General features: G+C 54.9%; 12 protein-coding genes, 4 tRNA genes, 3 rRNA genes and 2 pseudogenes. 5 read left to right on the top strand and 16 right to left on the bottom strand.

Going from position 1 to position 18,794, the window contains the following annotated elements:
* Positions 1-36: 36 nt before the first annotated feature.
* Positions 37-690 (bottom strand): protein-L-isoaspartate O-methyltransferase family protein, encoded by a 654-nt coding sequence (locus tag Z946_RS0113620; protein ID WP_025056281.1) that lies wholly within the window; start codon positions 688-690, stop codon positions 37-39.
* 144 nt (positions 691-834) lie between these two features.
* On the opposite strand from Z946_RS0113620, the gene Z946_RS0113615 reads away from it, so the two are divergent.
* Positions 835-908: transfer RNA gene (locus Z946_RS0113615), tRNA-Cys, on the top strand.
* Positions 909-1,019: 111 nt separating this feature from the next.
* Here the strand turns inward: Z946_RS0113615 and ribB are convergent.
* On the bottom strand, positions 1,020-2,162 hold the full coding sequence (gene ribB, locus Z946_RS0113610) for a 3,4-dihydroxy-2-butanone-4-phosphate synthase (protein WP_025056280.1): 1,143 nt from the start codon (positions 2,160-2,162) through the stop codon (positions 1,020-1,022).
* 178 nt (positions 2,163-2,340) lie between these two features.
* Here ribB and tnpA point away from each other — a divergent pair, with 178 nt between their 5' ends.
* Both tnpA and tnpB read left to right on the top strand, forming a co-directional pair.
* Positions 2,341-2,727, top strand: coding sequence for an IS66-like element accessory protein TnpA (gene tnpA / locus Z946_RS0113605; RefSeq protein ID WP_025056279.1), 387 nt, complete (start codon positions 2,341-2,343; stop codon positions 2,725-2,727).
* Positions 2,724-3,005 (top strand): annotated as a pseudogene (tnpB, locus tag Z946_RS0113600) (IS66 family insertion sequence element accessory protein TnpB); the annotation flags it as partial. The gene tnpA and the pseudogene tnpB, both read left to right, overlap by 4 nt.
* A gap of 42 nt (positions 3,006-3,047) precedes the next feature.
* Here the strand turns inward: tnpB and Z946_RS20730 are convergent.
* The 8 genes and pseudogenes from Z946_RS20730 to Z946_RS0113560 all read right to left on the bottom strand — a co-directional run.
* Positions 3,048-3,251 (bottom strand): annotated as a pseudogene (locus Z946_RS20730) (IS3 family transposase); the annotation flags it as partial.
* A 306-nt stretch (positions 3,252-3,557) separates the two neighbouring features.
* Positions 3,558-3,634, bottom strand: a tRNA-Met gene (locus Z946_RS0113590).
* A gap of 160 nt (positions 3,635-3,794) precedes the next feature.
* Positions 3,795-3,909: ribosomal RNA gene (rrf, locus tag Z946_RS0113585) — 5S ribosomal RNA — on the bottom strand.
* Positions 3,910-4,000: 91 nt separating this feature from the next.
* Positions 4,001-6,835: ribosomal RNA gene (locus Z946_RS0113580) — 23S ribosomal RNA — on the bottom strand.
* 555 nt (positions 6,836-7,390) lie between these two features.
* Positions 7,391-7,466: transfer RNA gene (locus tag Z946_RS0113575), tRNA-Ala, on the bottom strand.
* 142 nt (positions 7,467-7,608) lie between these two features.
* Positions 7,609-7,685, bottom strand: a tRNA-Ile gene (locus Z946_RS0113570).
* Between the two features lie 291 nt (positions 7,686-7,976).
* A 16S ribosomal RNA gene (locus Z946_RS0113565) occupies positions 7,977-9,438 on the bottom strand.
* Together the 16S, 23S and 5S rRNA genes with 3 tRNA genes alongside form the textbook arrangement of a ribosomal RNA operon.
* Positions 9,439-10,120: 682 nt before the next feature.
* Positions 10,121-11,251, bottom strand: coding sequence for a pyridoxal phosphate-dependent aminotransferase (locus Z946_RS0113560; RefSeq protein ID WP_025056277.1), 1,131 nt, complete (start codon positions 11,249-11,251; stop codon positions 10,121-10,123).
* Between the two features lie 25 nt (positions 11,252-11,276).
* Here Z946_RS0113560 and Z946_RS0113555 point away from each other — a divergent pair, with 25 nt between their 5' ends.
* Positions 11,277-12,035, top strand: coding sequence for an MBL fold metallo-hydrolase (locus tag Z946_RS0113555; RefSeq protein WP_025056276.1), 759 nt, complete (start codon positions 11,277-11,279; stop codon positions 12,033-12,035).
* A 27-nt stretch (positions 12,036-12,062) separates the two neighbouring features.
* On the opposite strand, the gene Z946_RS0113550 is transcribed toward Z946_RS0113555, so the two are convergent.
* A complete protein-coding gene (locus Z946_RS0113550) occupies positions 12,063-12,785 on the bottom strand; it encodes an SDR family NAD(P)-dependent oxidoreductase (RefSeq protein ID WP_025056275.1) in 723 nt (240 codons plus the stop codon).
* Positions 12,786-12,876: 91 nt separating this feature from the next.
* Between Z946_RS0113550 and Z946_RS0113545 the strand changes: the two genes are divergently transcribed.
* The gene (locus Z946_RS0113545; RefSeq protein WP_025056274.1) at positions 12,877-14,040 is read left to right on the top strand and encodes a pyridoxal phosphate-dependent aminotransferase; all 1,164 of its coding nucleotides are present in this window, start codon (positions 12,877-12,879) and stop codon (positions 14,038-14,040) included.
* A 23-nt stretch (positions 14,041-14,063) separates the two neighbouring features.
* Here Z946_RS0113545 and Z946_RS0113540 read toward each other — a convergent pair whose 3' ends face one another.
* The 5 genes from Z946_RS0113540 to Z946_RS0113520 all read right to left on the bottom strand — a co-directional run bounded on the left by Z946_RS0113540 (position 14,064) and on the right by Z946_RS0113520 (position 18,775).
* On the bottom strand, positions 14,064-15,182 hold the full coding sequence (locus tag Z946_RS0113540) for an aminotransferase class V-fold PLP-dependent enzyme (RefSeq protein WP_025056273.1): 1,119 nt from the start codon (positions 15,180-15,182) through the stop codon (positions 14,064-14,066).
* 81 nt (positions 15,183-15,263) lie between these two features.
* Positions 15,264-16,058: an ATP-binding cassette domain-containing protein gene (locus tag Z946_RS0113535; protein ID WP_025056272.1), complete on the bottom strand. Its 795-nt coding sequence runs from the start codon at positions 16,056-16,058 to the stop codon at positions 15,264-15,266.
* Positions 16,055-16,924, bottom strand: coding sequence for an ABC transporter ATP-binding protein (locus tag Z946_RS0113530; protein WP_025056271.1), 870 nt, complete (start codon positions 16,922-16,924; stop codon positions 16,055-16,057). The genes Z946_RS0113535 and Z946_RS0113530 overlap by 4 nt, the downstream gene beginning before the upstream one ends.
* A complete protein-coding gene (locus tag Z946_RS0113525; protein ID WP_025056270.1) occupies positions 16,921-17,772 on the bottom strand; it encodes an ABC transporter permease in 852 nt (283 codons plus the stop codon). The genes Z946_RS0113530 and Z946_RS0113525 overlap by 4 nt, the downstream gene beginning before the upstream one ends.
* The gene (locus Z946_RS0113520) at positions 17,765-18,775 is read right to left on the bottom strand and encodes an ABC transporter permease (RefSeq protein WP_025056269.1); all 1,011 of its coding nucleotides are present in this window, start codon (positions 18,773-18,775) and stop codon (positions 17,765-17,767) included. Before Z946_RS0113520 ends, Z946_RS0113525 begins: the two co-directional genes overlap by 8 nt.
* Positions 18,776-18,794: the final 19 nt, after the last annotated feature.

The raw sequence follows: 18,794 nt of genomic DNA, 5'->3' as shown, positions 1-18,794 counted from the left end.
TGTTGTAGTGCTGTGTCGCGTTTGAGCGACGCCGGCCTAGAGCTCGAAAGCGGCCTGTCTCTTGAAGTCTTCCAGAACAGGCGCAGCGGCATTGAACGCCATGCGCCAGCTGACATCTGTGCCGCGCTTGTACCCGACCCGAACTTCGCCCAAAGCGCCATCCATAAACAAAGCAGCGATTCGCCCGCCATCCTTGAGCTGGTCCAGAATGCTATGCGGCACCTCGCTGACGCCACCTTCAATCAGGATCACATCATAAGGCCCATGCGCGGCAGCACCTTCGGCCAGCGGCCCCACGTGCATCAATACATTGTCGGCACCGGCGTCCATCAGCGCATCCTGCGCCTCTTTCGCCATAGCCTCGTCTTCTTCCAAAGCCACAACAGCCTCGGCCATACGCGCGACAACTGCGGCAGAGTATCCCATCGCACACCCGATATCGAGAACAAGCTCGTTGTTGTTGATCGCAAGAACGTCCAGCATTTTCGCCAATGTACGCGGCTCAAGCAGGACGCGCCCCTGCCCCAGATCAAGGTTTTCGCCCATGTAGGCGGCTTCACGTTGGGTCGCAGGTACGAACTGCTCGCGCGGCACAGTCAACATGGCATCAATGATCGGGAATTTGGTAACGTCCGAGGGGCGGACCTGTGTATCTACCATCATCGTGCGGCGTGTGGTGAAATCACTCATCAGCTAGACTCATCCGTTCAGATTCTTATTTGTCAGATGTGCCACATTGCGCAAGGCTCAGCAACGCCCACTTGTCGCACTTTCAAGCATCATCCCGCTTGCGGCGGTCTCTGGGATCAGTTAGCAAGCAAAAACCACAAGGTCGGCGAGTTGGCGGAGTGGTTACGCAGCGGATTGCAAATCCGTGTACACCGGTTCGATTCCGGTACTCGCCTCCATCTTCCCCCAGTAGCCGAAATTTCGAGGGATCGTAGTCTCCCTTCGAAACCGGAGTCCGGTATCTGTCTCGCAGTTTCGCTCTGCCTGCGCTGCTGCGGCGCTGGTAATTTTCAGGCTTTCGTAATTTGACGCGTGCCGACGATATGTAGGTCATATGCGTCCAAGCCGACGTAACGCGTCTGGGGATTGTCCGTCAGCAGGACCAGCTCGTGCAAACCCATCGAGGACAAGATTTGCGCGCCAAGACCAATCTGTTTGATCGTTCGGGGGCCAGTATCTTCTTCACGGATGAGTTTCACATGTGGGTCTCGAAACAAACAGACAGCACCTCGGCCCTCTTCCGCGACGATTTCCATTGCGCGGTTCAGCTCACCGGTCGCATCGTTATTGATCCCCAGCACGTCGTCCAGCACCCTGAGCGCATGGGTGCGCACAAGGACCGGTTCCGGCGTTGTGATGTCGCCTTTGGTCAAAACGACATGTTCGATTCCTTCTGCCTGATCGGTGAAAACGCGCATCATCCATTCCCCGCCAAAAGCGGAAGTTACCGTTTGCGAATGGGTTTCACTGATCAGATTATCGTGACGACGACGGTAAGCGATGAGATCAGAGATCGCGCCGATCTTAAGCCCATGCTTTTTGCCGAATTCTATCAGTTCGGGCAGATGGGACATGTGGCCGTCATCATTCATAATCTCGCAAATGACGCCCGACGGGTTCAACCCTGCAAGACGCGAAACGTCAACGGCTGCTTCTGTATGTCCTGCGCGCACTAGGACACCCCCATCACGCGCACGAAGAGGGAAGATATGGCCAGGAGATGCCAGATCTTGCGCACCTTTTTCTGGGTCGATTGCGACGGCAATGGTTGTGGCACGGTCGTAGGCAGAAATGCCCGTCGTAACGCCCTCACGCGCCTCAATGGAGACCGTGAATGCCGTTTCATGCCGCATCGAATTCGCGCGCGCCATTGGCGGTAGGCCAAGAGCATCAACGCGGTCGGATGTGAGCGTCAGACAAATAAGCCCGCGTCCATGCGTCGCCATAAAATTAACGGCGTCGGGCTTGCATTTTTCGGCAGGAATGTAGAGATCGCCCTCGTTTTCGCGGTCCTCGTGATCGACAAGGATGACAAGCCGGCCATTGCGGGCTTCTTCGATGATTTCCTCGATAGGCGAAATCGCGTGGCGCAGGCTGTCTTCGACTGCCCCGGGAACATCGTGGGTTCCAGATTTATCTACCGGCTTGATCATCCCTGCCATCCATTGGTCTGTGTGCTTACTTTCACAGCTGACTTTATGTGTCAGTCGCTGAGGAAACAACGCGATAATACGGCGCATCAATGGTAAGCGTCCGGCCTGCCTGCACTGACGCGCCATAGAGTGTGTTGATAAGTGTCCACCATTGATAGTGGACATCTTGAGGACGGATATGGCGGGCAAGAAGGGTCAGAAGAAGCGGTTCTGGTCGGATGAGGAGAAGGTGTCGATCTGCGCGCAAACCTGCGCGCCGGGTGTTTCAGTAGCGCAGGTTGCGCGGCGGTATGCGATGAACACCAACCTGATCCACAAATTGCTACGTGATCCCAAGTTTGCGCCTGACCCGGAGATCATTGAAGGTGAGGTTGCTGAGACGCCATGCTTTCTTCCCGTCGAGATTGTCGACCGCACCCCGGCCAAAGACACGGCCTCGACGACTGACACCAAGCCCCCGCAAAGTGCGATTGAGATCGATATCGCCGGCGGTCATCAGCTGAGGATTGTCGGCAGCTATGATCCCGAGGCGTTGGCCCGGCTGATCCGTGGTCTTTCTACATGATCCCTGTTCCCGCGAACACGCTTGTCTGGCTGGCAGCCGGTGTGACCGACATGCGGCGCGGGTTCACGACGCTTGCGGCGCAGGCCGAACAAACGCTGAATCAGGATCCATTCACCGGGCACCTGTTCGTCTTTCGTGGTCGTCGCGGTGATCTCATCAAAATCATTTGGTGGGACGGACAAGGTGCCTGCGTTTTCAGCAAGCGCTTGGAGAAGGGTCGGTTCGTGTGGCCCTCTGCAAAAGAGGGCAAGATCGCGCTGACAGGGGCGCAATTGGCTCGGTGAACCGCGCCGGGTTTGCCGGAGGCTGATTTCGGTTAGTTACGCGGCCACGGGTTCAGTTTCCAGAGCTGCGTAGAAGTTTGCTTCGGCTTCTGCGGGCGGGATGTTTCCGATAGGCTCGAGCAGGCGGCGGTTGTTGAACCAGTCTGCCCATTCGAGTGTCGCGTATTCGACGGCCTCGAAACTGCGCCACGGGCCGCGACGGTGGATGACCTCAGCTTTGAACAGGCCGTTGATCGTTTCGACATGATCGCTTGCCAACGCGATCCATGCTGCCCCTCATTGTCGAAGACCAGTCGCACTGCGCGTTCACGCACTTCGGGGGAAAATTTGTTCGTTGTCTTGCTCATGATGCTCCATCCTACTCAGGAGTTGGAGCCTCCGGCAAACCCGGCGCGGTTCAGACGCTTACCATCAATGCCCGAATAGGAGGGCTTAGCAGTACCCTTTGAAAGCCGCATTCAAGCCCGCTCGTCACAATCGGGCCAAAGCCGCGTTGCATTACATTGGAACCGGGCGAGTTAGGATATCATTTAATGATTTTGTAATTGGTTGCGGGAGTAGGATTTGAACCTACGACCTTCAGGTTATGAGCCTGACGAGCTACCGGGCTGCTCCATCCCGCGCCAAAGCGCTGAGCGACCTCGAGATTTCAGGTTATGAGCCTGACGAGGTTTGTTTTTAAGGCGCGGGTTGCTCTGTCCTGCGTCTTTTTTGCCTTCAGGTATGTAGTACTGGAGGCCTATTGAACATCGAAGAGAGATACGTATTCAGAGGACTTATTAGGTTTGGCGATGACCTACTCTCCCACGTCTTAAGACGCAGTACCATCGGCGCTAAGGCACTTAACGGCTGGGTTCGGGATGGGACCAGGTGTTTTGCTCTCGCTATGATCACCAAACCGAATAAATTCTCTGAATGTCCAAGTCATGTACATCTAATGTACTGTGTATGCTTTTTGATAAGTCTGTAGAATCTTGCTTCTACTGGATCAAATCAAGCCTATCGAGCAATTAGTACCAGTCAACTGAACGTATTACTACGCTTACATCTCTGGCCTATCGACGAGGTGGTCTACCTCGGCTCTCAGGGATACCTTGTTTTGAGGGGGGCTTCCCGCTTAGATGCCTTCAGCGGTTATCCTGTCCGATCATAGCTACCCAGCACTGCTATTGGCATAACAACTGGTCCACCAGTGGATCGTTCACCCCGGTCCTCTCGTACTAGGGGCAACTCCTCTCAAGTATCCTACACCCACGGAAGATAGGGACCGAACTGTCTCACGACGTTCTAAACCCAGCTCACGTACCTCTTTAAACGGCGAACAGCCGTACCCTTGGGACCTGCTCCAGCCCCAGGATGAGATGAGCCGACATCGAGGTGCCAAACACTGCCGTCGATATGGACTCTTGGGCAGTATCAGCCTGTTATCCCCGGCGTACCTTTTATCCGTTGAGCGATGGCCCTCCCACTTGGGACCACCGGATCACTATGGCCGTCTTTCGACTCTGCTCGACTTGTCAGTCTCGCAGTCAGGCTGGCTTCTGCCATTGCACTCAACGAGCGATTTCCGACCGCTCTGAGCCAACCTTCGCGCGCCTCCGTTACGATTTAGGAGGCGACCGCCCCAGTCAAACTACCCGCCACACAGGGTCCCGGATCCGGATAACGGACCGCGGTTAGACATCAAGCAGAACAAGGGTGGTATCTCAAGGGAGGCTCCACCGAAACTGGCGTTCCGGTTTCAAAGCCCACCACCTATCCTGCACATGTTCGGCCTAATGCCAGTGTGAAGCTGTAGTAAAGGTGCACGGGGTCTTTCCGTCTAACCGCGGGAAACCTGCATCTTGACAGGTAATTCAATTTCGCTGAGTCTATGTTGGAGACAGCGGGGAAGTCGTTACGCCATTCGTGCAGGTCGGAACTTACCCGACAAGGAATTTCGCTACCTTAGGACCGTTATAGTTACGGCCGCCGTTTACCTGGGCTTCAATTCAGAGCTCTCACCCCTCCTTTTAACCTTCAGGCACCGGGCAGGCGTCAGACCCTATACGTCGTCTTGCGACTTCGCAGAGCCCTGTGTTTTTAATAAACAGTCGCCACCCCCTGGTTTGTGCCCCCAGCCCCTAGTTGCCTAGGAACCGGGCCTCCTTCTCGCGAACTTACGGAGGTATTTTGCCGAGTTCCTTCAACATAGTTCTCTCAAGCGCCTTGGTATTCTCTACCAGTCCACCTGTGTCGGTTTAGGGTACGATCTAGCGATGGAGCTATTTCCAGGAACCTCTAAGCAGCCCATTCAATCCGATAAGGATGAACTACCCTCGAGATCCGTCACTTCCATCTGGCCCAGGAATATTAACCTGGTTCCCATCGACTACGCCTTTCGGCCTCGCCTTAGGGGTCGGCTTACCCTGCTCAGATTAGCTTTAAGCAGGAACCCTTGGACTTTCGGCGAGAGTGTTTCTCACACTCTTTGTCGCTACTCATGTCATCATTCTCACTAGTGATCTCTCCACCGGATCGCTTACGCGCCGGCTTCACAGAAAGCTCCTTGTGTCCAATTCTTCCCGAGGGAAGATAAGGACACATGGAACTATGTCACACTACGCTCTGCTACCATGCAATAAATGCATCCTCAGCTTCGGCTCATGGCTTGAGCCCCGTTACATCTTCGCCGCAAGACAACTTATTTAGACCAGTGAGCTGTTACGCTATCTTTAAAGGATGGCTGCTTCTAAGCCAACCTCCTGGTTGTTTTGGTCGTCTCACCTGCTTTCCCACTTAGCCATGAATTAGGGGCCTTAGCTGGAGGTCAGGGTTGTTTCCCTCTTCACGACGGACGTTAGCATTCGCCGTGTGTCTGCCATCTAGTACTCCTCGGTATTCGGAGTTTGGTTAGGATCAGTAAGCCTGTGGGGCCCCATTACCCATCCAGTGCTCTACCCCCGAGGGTATTCGGATGACGCTCTACCTAAATAGATTTCGCAGAGAACCAGCTATCTCCGAGTTTGATTGGCCTTTCACCCCTAGGCACAGCTCATCCCGATCTTTTTCAACAGATGTGGGTTCGGTCCTCCAGTAAGTGTTACCTTACCTTCAACCTGGCCATGCCTAGATCACTCGGTTTCGGGTCTGATCCCACGAACTCAACGCCCTATTAAGACTCGCTTTCGCTACGCCTACACCTAACGGCTTAAGCTTGCTCGTGAGACCAAGTCGATGACCCATTATACAAAAGGTACGCTGTCAGGGCGTAAAGCCCCTCCAACTGATTGTAGGCGTTCGGTTTCAGGTACTGTTTCACTCCCCTCGTCGGGGTGCTTTTCACCTTTCCCTCACGGTACTGGTTCACTATCGGTCAGTAAGGAGTACTTAGCCTTCGAAGGTGGTCCTCCGATCTTCAGACAGAATTTCACGTGTTCCGCCCTACTTAATACGTCCAATCATGCTTCTTATACGGGACTATCACCCACTCTGGTTGCGCATTCCAACGCATTCTAACCACACTCATGGCTCGGCTGGTCCCCGTTCGCTCGCCGCTACTAGGGGAGTATCAATTGATTTCCTTTCCTCCGGGTACTTAGATGTTTCAGTTCCCCGGGTTTGCTTTTCTAAACCTATATATTCAGTCTAGAAATACCTGGTTTACCTCATTATTAGCTGCTCATTGCTGAGCAATAATAACAAAGTATCAGGTGGGTTGCCCCATTCAGAAATCCATGGATCAAAGCTTATTCTCAGCTCCCCATGGCTTATCGCAGAGTATCACGTCTTTCATCGCCTCTTACTGCCAAGGCATTCACCAAACGCCCTTTTCGCGCTTGATTTGATCCAGAAAAAGCAAGACTTCCTTAACGCCCTACCGCTTCGCTACTTGAGGGCTATTTACACCCGCAACCAACGTTGCTGCATAAGACAGAAGGCATGCGCGACCCTCAGAAGCTGGTAAGAAACTGGGGGCCCTTATTCTGGTCAAAAGCATACTTTTTCCCGCCCACTCATTCGAGTGGACAACGAGAGATGCAGATAGGTGTCAGCCGTGCGGGCAAACACCGTCATCTCTCTGGTTAGTGTACTTGACTTGGACAACACGTTCGTTTCAGTCGCGATATGCCTAAAAGACCGAGGAAACAGTCCGATAAGCACCGGCTTCAAAAGAAGCAGCAACTGAGATCAATCACCCTACTCGGTGCGATCAAACAGTGTTGTTTGTTACTTTAAGATTACTCTCAAAGTAACTGTATCTCTCTTTACGATGTCAATTCGTCTGTAGAACAGACGTTCAAACATTCAGCGAATGCTTGAAGATGTGTTCTACTAAGTAATGGTTCTCATCGCTACTTTGTAGCAATTGCCACCGATGCCTTTCCGAAGGAAAATCTTGGTGGAGCCTAGGAGGATCGAACTCCTGACCTCCTGAATGCAAATCAGGCGCTCTCCCAGCTGAGCTAAGGCCCCAGTTGATTTTGCAAAGCAAAATCGACGTCGCGCAAACAGCGTATTGCGAAGCAATGCGCGAGTTGCGCCAGAGGCCATCTCGTGATCTCCGCTTCGCGAAGACACTGCCTGGCCAACGACTTTTGCCTCCGGCAAAATGTCTTGGTGGGTCGAGGAGGACTTGAACCTCCGACCTCACGCTTATCAGGCGTGCGCTCTAACCACCTGAGCTACCGACCCAGTTGATTTTGCTAAGCAAAATCGACGTCGCGCATACAGCGTATTGCGAAGCAATGCGCAAGGTGCGCCACGGGGTCGTAACCATTGCAACCCTTCTCGTGATCTTTGCTACGCAAAGACACTGCCAGGGCGACGCGCCTCACTGCGTGAGACGCTTGCTGAAGAGATATGAGGACGGCTCGGTCCGTAGGTGACATCCGAAGATGTCCCTAAATATGGTCAGTTTTGTTTACTGACCTGCTAAGTGTTCCACGAGTATGAACAAGTTCATGCTGCTAGGAACATCCTTAGAAAGGAGGTGATCCAGCCGCAGGTTCCCCTACGGCTACCTTGTTACGACTTCACCCCAGTCGCTGATCCTACCGTGGCCGCCTGCCCCCCGAAGGTTAGCGCAGCGTCGTCGGGTAGAACCAACTCCCATGGTGTGACGGGCGGTGTGTACAAGGCCCGGGAACGTATTCACCGTGTCATGCTGTTACACGATTACTAGCGATTCCGACTTCATGGGGTCGAGTTGCAGACCCCAATCCGAACTGAGACAGCTTTTGGGGATTAACCCATTGTCACTGCCATTGTAGCACGTGTGTAGCCCAACCCGTAAGGGCCATGAGGACTTGACGTCATCCACACCTTCCTCCCGCTTATCACGGGCAGTTTCTTTAGAGTGCCCAGCCGAACTGATGGCAACTAAAGATGTGGGTTGCGCTCGTTGCCGGACTTAACCGAACATCTCACGACACGAGCTGACGACAGCCATGCAGCACCTGTCACTGCGTCCCCGAAGGGAACGTACCATCTCTGGTAGTGGCACAGGATGTCAAGGGTTGGTAAGGTTCTGCGCGTTGCTTCGAATTAAACCACATGCTCCACCGCTTGTGCGGGCCCCCGTCAATTCCTTTGAGTTTTAATCTTGCGACCGTACTCCCCAGGCGGAATGCTTAATCCGTTAGGTGTGTCACCGAACAGTATACTGCCCGACGACTGGCATTCATCGTTTACGGTGTGGACTACCAGGGTATCTAATCCTGTTTGCTCCCCACACTTTCGTACCTCAGCGTCAGTATCGAGCCAGTGAGCCGCCTTCGCCACTGGTGTTCCTCCAAATATCTACGAATTTCACCTCTACACTTGGAATTCCACTCACCTCTCTCGAACTCAAGACCAGGAGTTTAGGAGGCAGTTCCGAGGTTGAGCCTCGGGATTTCACCCCCTACTTTCTGATCCGCCTACGTACGCTTTACGCCCAGTAATTCCGAACAACGCTAACCCCCTCCGTATTACCGCGGCTGCTGGCACGGAGTTAGCCGGGGTTTCTTTACCAGATACTGTCATTATCATCTCTGGCGAAAGTGCTTTACGACCCTAAGGCCTTCATCACACACGCGGCATGGCTAGATCAGGCTTGCGCCCATTGTCTAAGATTCCCCACTGCTGCCTCCCGTAGGAGTCTGGGCCGTGTCTCAGTCCCAGTGTTGCTGATCATCCTCTAAAACCAGCTATAGATCGTAGACTTGGTAGGCCATTACCCCACCAACTATCTAATCTAACGCGGGCCGATCCTTGTCCGATAAATCTTTCCCCCGAAGGGCGTATACGGTATTACTCATCGTTTCCAATGGCTATTCCGTAGACAAGGGTACGTTCCCACGCGTTACTAACCCGTCCGCCGCTCGCCCCGAAGGGTGCGCTCGACTTGCATGTGTTAGGCCTGCCGCCAGCGTTCGTTCTGAGCCAGGATCAAACTCTCAAGTTGAAATGATGTTACCATCATATCCTTGACGTCGAACCTCTGCACATCGACCATATGACCTTACTGAAATCATATGGCGTCTTTCTGTTTGATGTACTTAAAGTTACCAAAGTAACCGAAAGCCACTCAAACAGTGAAGCTGACACTAAATCATCGGCCGAAGCCTATTAGCGCGATATACAGACGTTGATCCATCGAATGAACCAAACCGCCCACATATCTCTTCAGATATCAAATTTTCAAACAACGTAGAGACAAAAGAAACTGGATGCGCCCTAAACATTCGGCGCGCCCCGCCTCACTACCTCTGAATTTCTTATCAGCTTGTGTCCCTGAAGACCTTCGCTGCTACCCGCTTGGCGTCTGCCTTACTGAGTAGAATTGTTCTCTAGACTTATGGTCGGAGGGCCGCAACCCTTTTTTGAAAAAATCAGTCAGAAAAGTTCAAAAACTTTGAAATCGCCTATCCGGAAGTCAGTTCGGGGACGGTATGGGAGTGAGAAATCCTTCGTTTAAGCCAATAAAATAGGGCCATTCCCGCAAATTCATCTGATCTGCAGTGCTGGGCAATAAATTTGTAAGAAATTGCGGCCCAAAGCCGACCAGTCGGTGAAGATGTCCCCCCTTTCCGATATTTTAGGGTTCTTTTGGTCGATTTGCCTGAATCATGGAATCAATTTGGCCTTCAGCCCCCCTTCCAGTCCCTCAATGCCTGCGAAAGACGGTCCAAACCATCCAGAAGGTTTACGCCTGCGCCGCCCCCTACCCCCAAACGAATGTGCTCTGGCTGCTCATATGCGGACCCCGGTAGAATGAACGTCTTGTACGGTTCCTCTAACAGGAAGCTCGCGAACGCATCGCTGTGCGTTCCCTTGGGCAGGCGGCCCAGTCCGATCAGACCCGCGCGTGGTGCCACCCACTCCAGTTGTGGCGTATCAGCGATCCAACGGTTCAGTTGGTCGAGGTTGGCAGCACCTTCACTGCGCGCCTTATCCATAGCCTTGTTGTAGCGCTCTGGGCGAAGCGCGATCTCGGCGATCGCTTCTCCCATTATATTCATGATCTCTGATGAATTCTCGCGCAGGATGACCGCGTCCATAATCAAATCGGGATCAGGACAGATCAGCCAGCCAGTGCGCAACCCTTGCAAGCCCAGCGCCTTGCTTACCGAACCTGTCGTGATGCCCCTGCTATATAGTCCCGCCACAGATGGCGCGCGGGGCCCGTCCCATTCAAGCCCGGCGTATACCTCATCTACCAACAACCACGCGCCAACGCGGTCTGCGATACGTACCAGTTCTTTGATCGCGTTCTCGTCAAGCAGATCCCCCGTCGGGTTATTCGGGTTTGTGACAAAGATCATCTTCGTTTTGGATGTGACCGCATCGGCAAGCTGATCCAGCGGCAGCGCCCAATTGTCTGCCTCGCGTCGCTGCAACTTGATGATCTTCGCTCCGATGGCTTTGGCCAACACTTCGGCTTGCGGCCAGCCCGGTGTCTCGATGACAATCTCGTCGTCGGGCTGGAGGAGTTGCATTATCGCGAGATAGTTCGCTTCTGCCGCACCAGCGGTAATCAGGACATCTTTGGCCGCGCATAATCCCTGCAATCCTGACTGCCGCAAAACATGGTCGCGCAATTCCGGCAGACCGCGAAAATCCCTACCGTTCCAGTCGAGCGATTGGTTCGGGTCTAGATCATCAAGGTAATCCCCCAGCACGGGCGATTCCGACAAAGAGAACCCGACGATTGCCTCCGGTGCAGCGTCTGTTGTCTCAAGTAGATATTGAAACAGCGTGTGTATCTTGACTTTCATCCCGCCTCCCCTCTCCTATGCCCGCATGAGTACCCAAGTCTCCCTTAAGGGCAAACCGAAACGTCTGGCCGTACTGGATTACGGTCTGTTTGAAGTACACGCAGGGCCGCGCACCATCGGCATCTGCGGTTTTGTGGTCGAGACCGAAGCAGATGAGGTCGTGCTGATCGACACAGGTTTTCCCGCAAAATATGCTGTGGATGCAGATGCCGCCACAGCAGAAGATGAGCTTGGCAGTTTCGGCAGGGTGTTGAGCGTCACCTATGACAATTTGCCGGAAGCGCAACTGGCGCTTCTGGGGCTGGTGAAATCGGATGTCACTTTAATGATCCAGAGCCACACGCACATCGACCACGTCGGCGACATGGCGGGGTATCCGCAGGCACCTATCCTGATCTCGGCTGATGAACGAGCCCTGCCCCGCCCGCTTTATTGGTCCGGCAAGCAGGCGATGGAATGGCCCGCGCGTGACTATATCGAGCTAACTGAGGATACCTCCATCGGTGACGGCTTTGAGGTACTGCATTGTCCGGGCCACGCGCCGGGCCAATTGGCGTTTATGGTCAGGCTACCCCAGACGGGCTGGATAATGCTGACCTCTGATGCAATCAGCCGCGCATCTGAGATAGACGAGAAATTCGCCGGATCATGGGACGATGATCTGGCGATCCATCACGGCGACAGATTGATGGCACTCGCAAAAGCACGAGACGCCTTTGTGATCTTTGGCCATTCGCCGGAGCAATGGCCGGAGTTAAAGAAAGCACCGCATTGGTTCCAATAAGCCAGTGCGCATTGCACGGTCACATCGTCAACGCACATCACGCCCCTGGTTCAATATAATGACATTCCCGCTCGACACTTCTCCGGCAGGAGACATCAAGAAACCCACCCATGCGGCGATCTCTGATGGTTGCATTGCGCGGCCGTGAGGCATCTGCGCGACAGCATTTGCCAATACGTCTTCGGTCAGCACATTAAATAAAGGAGTCTCTGTCATCGCGGGGGCAATGGAATTGGCTGTGATCTTGTCTTGTGCATACCGGCGGGCAAGGTCTTTGGTCAGGTTATCAAGCGCCGCTTTCGAAGCGCGGTAATGCGGTGGATCAAACACGTCGAAGTTGTACGCACCGTTAGAGCTTATGTTAACGATTTTGCGCACGCCTTCGCGACCTTGCATGAGTTTGATCGCGGCCTGGCAGCAATGGAAGGCCGCCGAGAAGTTGAGCGCCATCTGCCGCTCGAACTCGTCTTCGGGAATATCCGGAAACTCGGACATAAAGCAGGTGCCGGCATTGTTGACCAAAGCATCGACGCCCCCGTGCGCATCCCCGATCTGGTCAAAGGCGGCGCGGATCGCACCCGCATCCATCAGATCGACCACCATTGCGGTAAATCCATCAGCGGCCATGTCAGCAAGTCCATCCTCCGCCACATCGAGCCCCACGACATGGTAGCCGTCTCCCATCAATTGAGCTGTGATTGCACGCCCCATACCGCCTGCTGCACCAGTGACCACTGCGATTTTGCTCATGTCCTACCCCTTTTCATGTGGCATTCCGCTACTGGCCACGTTATCCAAATTTATATGTAAACGCACATATCTACCCTTGCAAGGAAACCACATGCCGATCCGTCCTGCCCGCCGCATCACTGATACCTCGCCAAAGAACTTTGGCATGTTTGCCAAAGCCGTCGGGATGGAGGGCGATTTGATTCATCTGGAGCTAGGTATGCCTGCCGAAGATACGCCGCAACATATCAAGGACGCGACCATCGCCGCGCTTCAGGCCGGACATGTGCATTATTCAGACCTGCAAGGGATTCCTGATTTGCGCAACGCAATCGCTGACAAAATGCGCCGCCAGAACAATGTGGATGTTACGCCTGACGAAGTGATCGTGACCAATGGGCTCACACAGGCTTCCTTTGCCGCATTCATGGCTTTCCTTGATGAAGGTGACGAATGCCTGTTGCTCGCCCCCTACTACCCCCAACATATCGGCAAGGCGGAACTTGCGGGCGCGAAAGTTACCATCGCTCCACTCGACGCATCTGACAACTTTTCCATCAACCGTGCATTGATCGAGCCGTTGATCACCCCACAAACCCGCGCCATCGCATTAATCAACCCCTGCAACCCTACAGGCCGCGTCTATAGCCGTGATGAATTGCAAGTATTGGCTGATCTGGCGCAGGAGCATGATCTGCTGATCCTGTCCGATGAAGTTTACGAAGAAATCACCTATGACGCCGCCAGCCACATCTCTATCGCGTCATTGCCGGGGATGAAGCAACGCACGGTAACAATGTGCGCCTTTACCAAGGCCTATGCGATGGATGGATGGCGATTGGGCTATATCGTGGCAGATGCGGCGCTGATCGGGCCGATGATGAAGATTACAACTAATGAAGTCACCCATGTGAACACATTCGTTCAGCACGGTGCCCTCGCCGCACTGACCGGTGATCCGGCGATCCTGTCTGACATGGTCTCAAGGGATCGGGAGCGGCGTGATCTGGTGGTCACCCGCCTGAACCAAATGCCCGGCGTGACCTGCGCACCGGTGGAGGGGACGATCTACGCCTTTCCCAATATTACCGCCACAGGCCTGAACGCCCAAGACTGTGCGGACAAGCTGCTACAGGAAACAGGTGTCGTCGTCGAAGCGGGCAGTTTCTATGGTGACGCGGGCGAAGGACATCTGCGTGTGTGCTTCGGATGTGCGGAGATGGATGTCCTGACGGATGCGATGGACCGTATGCAGCGCTTCTTCAACGGGCTGTAATGCAGTTGGGCTATCGCACCACCTTACAATAGGTCGCCCAGCGCGTTGAACAAGCGATCAACATGCGCGTCTCGGGTCACGGCACCCGGTGATATCCGCAAGATGCGGCCACGCGCATCTGTGTGGATGTGCTGTTCACGCAAATGATCCACCAACGCCTTGGGGTCGCTATCGCTTGGCAGCTCCAGCATGACCGACCCGCCACGTGCGGTTTCATCGCGCGGCGTTGCGATCGTCAGGCCAGTCTCATCCGCCCGTTCGATTACCGCCTTTGTCAGCATCCGGTTATGCGCCAAAAGATCGGTCTGCCCCGCATGCCATCGCAGCGCAGGCACAGATCCAACGCAAGCCAGAACCGAAGGCGTCCCATGCTCAAACCGCCGCGCATCAGGCGCGTAGTCAAAAGCGTCCAGATCCCAAGAGAACGGATTGTCCTGACTGAACCATCCGCGCAGCTCCGGTTTGACCTCTGCGATCATGTCAGGCCGCATCTGGATGATACCCGCACCGGGCGTACCACAGAGCCACTTCAATGTGGTCGACACAACGAAATCGGCAGGTGTGTCATTAAGGGAAAACGGAATGATCCCGATGCCTTGGGTCAGGTCCACACCAACAACGCTGCCCATGCGGTGACCGTGTGCAATCAATGCATCCAGATCACAACGATGCGAAGACGTGGATGTCACAAAGGTCAACAAAGCCAGCCCCACACTTTCGTCCCATGCTGCGATCATATCTTCATCACGCACCCAAAAATCGCCTTGGCGGATTGGCACCGTTTCAAGGGCATAGCCGAGCCGGTCTGCCATGCCGTTCAACAAGAAATGCAGCGATGGGAAGCAATCTGCCGCGATCAACACTTTCTTGCCGCGCAATCGCTCGGGCGGAAGACCACCAAGCACAGAGAAAAGTGCCGTTGTCACATTTTCGGCGGAGGTCAGTGAACCATCAGGCGCATCTATCAGATCGCGCCAGAGAGCAAGAAACTCTGAACGCGCGCTTAGAACCGCAGGCCACTGTCCGTCATCCAACGCTGCCCACTCGCTCGAAAATGCGGACAGGGCCCCTGCCATGTCCGACGCCTTGTCAGGATAAAGGCCGATGGAGTGATAGAGAAAATAGGCGGGATCATTATTCATTTGATATTGTCACTTTACTCAGTCGCCGGTTTTTAGCGTCGCTTTGGACTGCGGCCTAACACTTGCGCCACCACCAAACAATTATTCCCACGGCTGGTCAGGGTCCGGCAATGGGATCGCATTCATCAAAGTACGCGTGTATTCGGCCTGAGGCGCGGCAAAAAGCGCGGCGGTCTCTGCCTCTTCCACAATCTCACCAAGGTGCAATACCAGAACACGCGAACATAACCGCCGGATCACTGACAGGTCGTGGCTGATAAAGGCAAGCGTCAGCCCCAGTTCGCGCACCAACTCTCCCAGCAGGTTCAGCACCTGCGCTTGGCTAGAGACATCAAGGCCCGACACGATCTCGTCCGCCAGAATAAAGTCCGGTCGTAACGCAATGGCGCGCGCGATGCCGACACGTTGGCGTTGTCCGCCGGACAACTCATGCGGATAGCGCTGCGCAAAACTGCGCGGCAAGCCAACCATATCGAGCGCCTCGTCAATTCGCGCAGGAATGCCGTCCAGTCCGTGTAGCCGCAAGGGCCCCGCGATGATCCCCCCCACGCGGCGACGCGGATTAAGCGATGACATCGGGTCCTGAAAAATCATCTGAAAGCGCCGGCGCAACCCGCGCAGCTGGTCCTCGGACTGGTGCGTAATGTCGTTCCCGTCAAACTTGATGGAGCCCGCCGTTGGCTCCAGCAAGCGTAGCATCGCGCGACCCAATGTGGATTTACCAGAGCCGGATCCACCAACGATACCCAACACAGCACCTTTGGGCACATCAAAGCTAAGACCCTTCAGGACTTCGATCCGTGGCGCGGCACCCAGCAGGGGCTTGTTGTTCAAATCCGGAAAGGACAGCCGCAGATCGCTGATTTCATACATCATGCGCCCGCCCTCACATCATGCTCGCGCACTTCTTGCTCAACACCGTCGATCACCGCTTGCGGCACCGGCGTCAGACTGCCGGTCGGGTCGGTATAGGTCGGCGTCGCAGCCAGCAAGGCGGCTGAATAAGGGTGTATGGGACGTGTAAAAAACCGCCGCATCCGCGCTTGCTCGACCACTTTGCCAGCATAAAGCACCGTCAACGTATCGCAGACCTTGGAAACCACACCCAGATCATGCGTCACAAATAACAGCGCCGTATTATGCCGCGTCTGCATTTCCGCGATCAGGCGCAGGATCTGTTTTTGCACGGTAACATCGAGGGCCGTCGTCGGCTCATCCGCGATGATCAGTTTCGGTTCCGCAGCAAAAGCCGAAGCTATCAGAATACGTTGGCGCATGCCGCCCGACAGCTCGTGCGGGTAGCTGCCCATCACACGCGCGGGATCGGGGATATGTACCTCATCCAGCAGCTCAAGCGCGCGTGCCTGCGCGTCCTGCTTTGTCCAGCCCAGAATATCCACCAGCCGCCGCGTGATTTGAGGCCCGATCCGCTTGCTGGGATTCAGTGCCGTAAGCGGGTCTTGAGGGATGAGCGCAGCCATCGCACCGATCCGCTTGCGCCGCTGGGACGGTGTGAGCCGCATGAGGTCGGTCCCGTCCATCCATATCTCGCCCTGCGTCACCTGCATCGCGCGCGGCAGCGTGCCAAGGACAGACTTGCCGATCATCGACTTTCCCGCACCGGATTCACCCACCAGTCCCTGCACCTGCCCCGCATCCACGGACAAAGACACAGACCGCAGAATAGTGCCGCCCCCGCGCAACTGAACGGTGAGGTTTTTGATTTCCAGAAATTTATTCATCGCAACACCGGATCAAAGCGGTCCTTCAACCCTTCGCCCAATTGGCTGAAGCTGAGCACCGTGAGGAACAATGTGATGAGCGGAAAGACCAAAACCCACCATGCCTGATGCACGCTTGTGCGACCTTCCGAGATCATGCCGCCCCATGTCGGGCTATCGGTTGAAATCGAGAGGTTCACAAAGGATAGGATGGCTTCAACGATCACCGCGATCCCCATTTCAAGCGTCAGCAACGCAACGATGGTCGGTAGGACATTTGGAAGTATCTCCGTCAGCATTGTGCCGAACTTGGTGCGGCCCGCCACTTGGGCAGAAGCGACATAGTCCATCGCGCTCTGGCTCATCGCTTCGGCGCGTATGACGCGGGCAAAGCGGGTCCAGTCGATGACGACAATAGCGATGATGATCGACCACAGACCCGGCCCCAGCACCGCGATCAGAAGGATCCCGAACAAGACAGGTGGGAACGCCATCCAGATGTCGACAAAGCGACTGATGATCCGGTCTGGCCAACCACGGTAGTATCCCGCAATTAGGCCAAGCCCCGCACCGATCACACAAGTGATCGTACCTGCAACGACTGCGACGATTAGGGCGATCCGGGCGCCATAGAGAATGCGGCTAAGTACATCACGTCCCAAAGAATCCGTTCCCAACAGATACCCCGGCTCTGCCCCGTCCATCCAGAAAGGCGGCATCCGGCCAAGAAACAAGTCCTGCATCAGTGGATCATAGGGTGCGATCAATGGCGCAAAGACCGCCGCCAGCAAAAGCAAGGTCAGCCAACTACCGGACAGCCATAGCCGCACGCCGATAGGGCGTTTCACATCAGCACGGGCGTCACGCATGGCGCAGCCTCGGGTTCAGCATCACATAGAGCATGTCGACGACCAGATTAACGATGGTAAAGATGAGCGCGAAAAGGATCACGATTCCCTGGATCAGCGGCAGATCGCGGTTGATCACCGCATCAATGGCCATGTTCCCCAATCCTTCATAACTGAACAGCCGCTCAATGATCACGGTGCCGCCGATAAGAAAGGTAAACTGCACACCGACCAATGTCAGTGTCGGCAGGATCGCATTGGGCAGCGCCTCGCGGGTGATTACATGGTTCTCGCCGTAGCCTTTGGTGCGGGCCAGTGTGACATAGTCCAGATGCATGGTCTCTTTCAGCGATTGTTTTAGAAGCTGCGCAATAATCGCGGCCAAGGGGATGGCCAGTGCTAGTGCAGGCATGAACATATGTCCGATCAGATCCGCCACCACGTCGAACCGCAAACGAACGAGCGCCTCGAACAGATAGAAGTTGCTCGAAAAATCAATGTTAAGTGCGGGAGAGATGCGGCCGGATATGTGGAATACCGGCCAAAGCACACCGAAGAGCAGGATCAGTACCAGCCCCCAAAGAAAATCAGGTATCGACAGGGCCATGCCTGCAGTCACATCCACCGCGCCTTCGCCCTTGGTATCGCGAAACCGTGTACCCAAAAGCGCCAGAGCCCCGCCCAGAAGGACCGCGATACTCAGCGCCACAATCGACAGTTCAAGCGTGGCAGGCAAGCGGCTGAGCACCAACTGTCGGACAGGCTGGCGTGTCGAGATGGACGTGCCGAAGTCCCCCTGCATCACACCTTTCAACCAGATCACGAACTGCTCGAAGATGGATTTGTCAAAACCGTATTGCGCCTGCAATCGGGCGATATCGTCCTCTGTCGCGCCAGGCGGAAGCATCATGGCAATCGGGTTGCCGGGAACGACGCGGATCACGACAAACACGATCACTGCGACACCAAGAAGGGTGACGGCGGTGGTGAGCAGCCGGATAAGGATGTTTCTAAGAAGTGTCATGAAAACCTATTGACGCGGC

The sequence above is a fragment of the Sulfitobacter noctilucicola genome, assembly GCF_000622385.1.
Lineage (GTDB): Bacteria > Pseudomonadota > Alphaproteobacteria > Rhodobacterales > Rhodobacteraceae > Sulfitobacter > Sulfitobacter noctilucicola.
Note: the sequence above shows the minus strand (reverse complement) of the source record. Positions and strands in the feature narration are given on the sequence as shown.

What these genes read in the sequence shown, in the direction of transcription:
- Z946_RS0113545 (WP_025056274.1), top strand. Translation starts at nt 12,877, where the DNA reads ATGCCGATCCGTCCTGCCCGCCGCATCACTGATACCTCGCCAAAGAAC.
- Z946_RS0113535 (WP_025056272.1), bottom strand. Translation starts at nt 16,058, where the DNA reads ATGATGTATGAAATCAGCGATCTGCGGCTGTCCTTTCCGGATTTGAAC.
- Z946_RS0113540 (WP_025056273.1), bottom strand. Translation starts at nt 15,182, where the DNA reads ATGAATAATGATCCCGCCTATTTTCTCTATCACTCCATCGGCCTTTAT.
- Z946_RS0113520 (WP_025056269.1), bottom strand. Translation starts at nt 18,775, where the DNA reads ATGACACTTCTTAGAAACATCCTTATCCGGCTGCTCACCACCGCCGTC.
- tnpA (WP_025056279.1), top strand. Translation starts at nt 2,341, where the DNA reads ATGGCGGGCAAGAAGGGTCAGAAGAAGCGGTTCTGGTCGGATGAGGAG.
- Z946_RS0113550 (WP_025056275.1), bottom strand. Translation starts at nt 12,785, where the DNA reads ATGAGCAAAATCGCAGTGGTCACTGGTGCAGCAGGCGGTATGGGGCGT.
- Z946_RS0113560 (WP_025056277.1), bottom strand. Translation starts at nt 11,251, where the DNA reads ATGAAAGTCAAGATACACACGCTGTTTCAATATCTACTTGAGACAACA.
- Z946_RS0113555 (WP_025056276.1), top strand. Translation starts at nt 11,277, where the DNA reads ATGAGTACCCAAGTCTCCCTTAAGGGCAAACCGAAACGTCTGGCCGTA.
- ribB (WP_025056280.1), bottom strand. Translation starts at nt 2,162, where the DNA reads ATGATCAAGCCGGTAGATAAATCTGGAACCCACGATGTTCCCGGGGCA.
- Z946_RS0113530 (WP_025056271.1), bottom strand. Translation starts at nt 16,924, where the DNA reads ATGAATAAATTTCTGGAAATCAAAAACCTCACCGTTCAGTTGCGCGGG.
- Z946_RS0113620 (WP_025056281.1), bottom strand. Translation starts at nt 690, where the DNA reads ATGAGTGATTTCACCACACGCCGCACGATGATGGTAGATACACAGGTC.
- Z946_RS0113525 (WP_025056270.1), bottom strand. Translation starts at nt 17,772, where the DNA reads ATGCGTGACGCCCGTGCTGATGTGAAACGCCCTATCGGCGTGCGGCTA.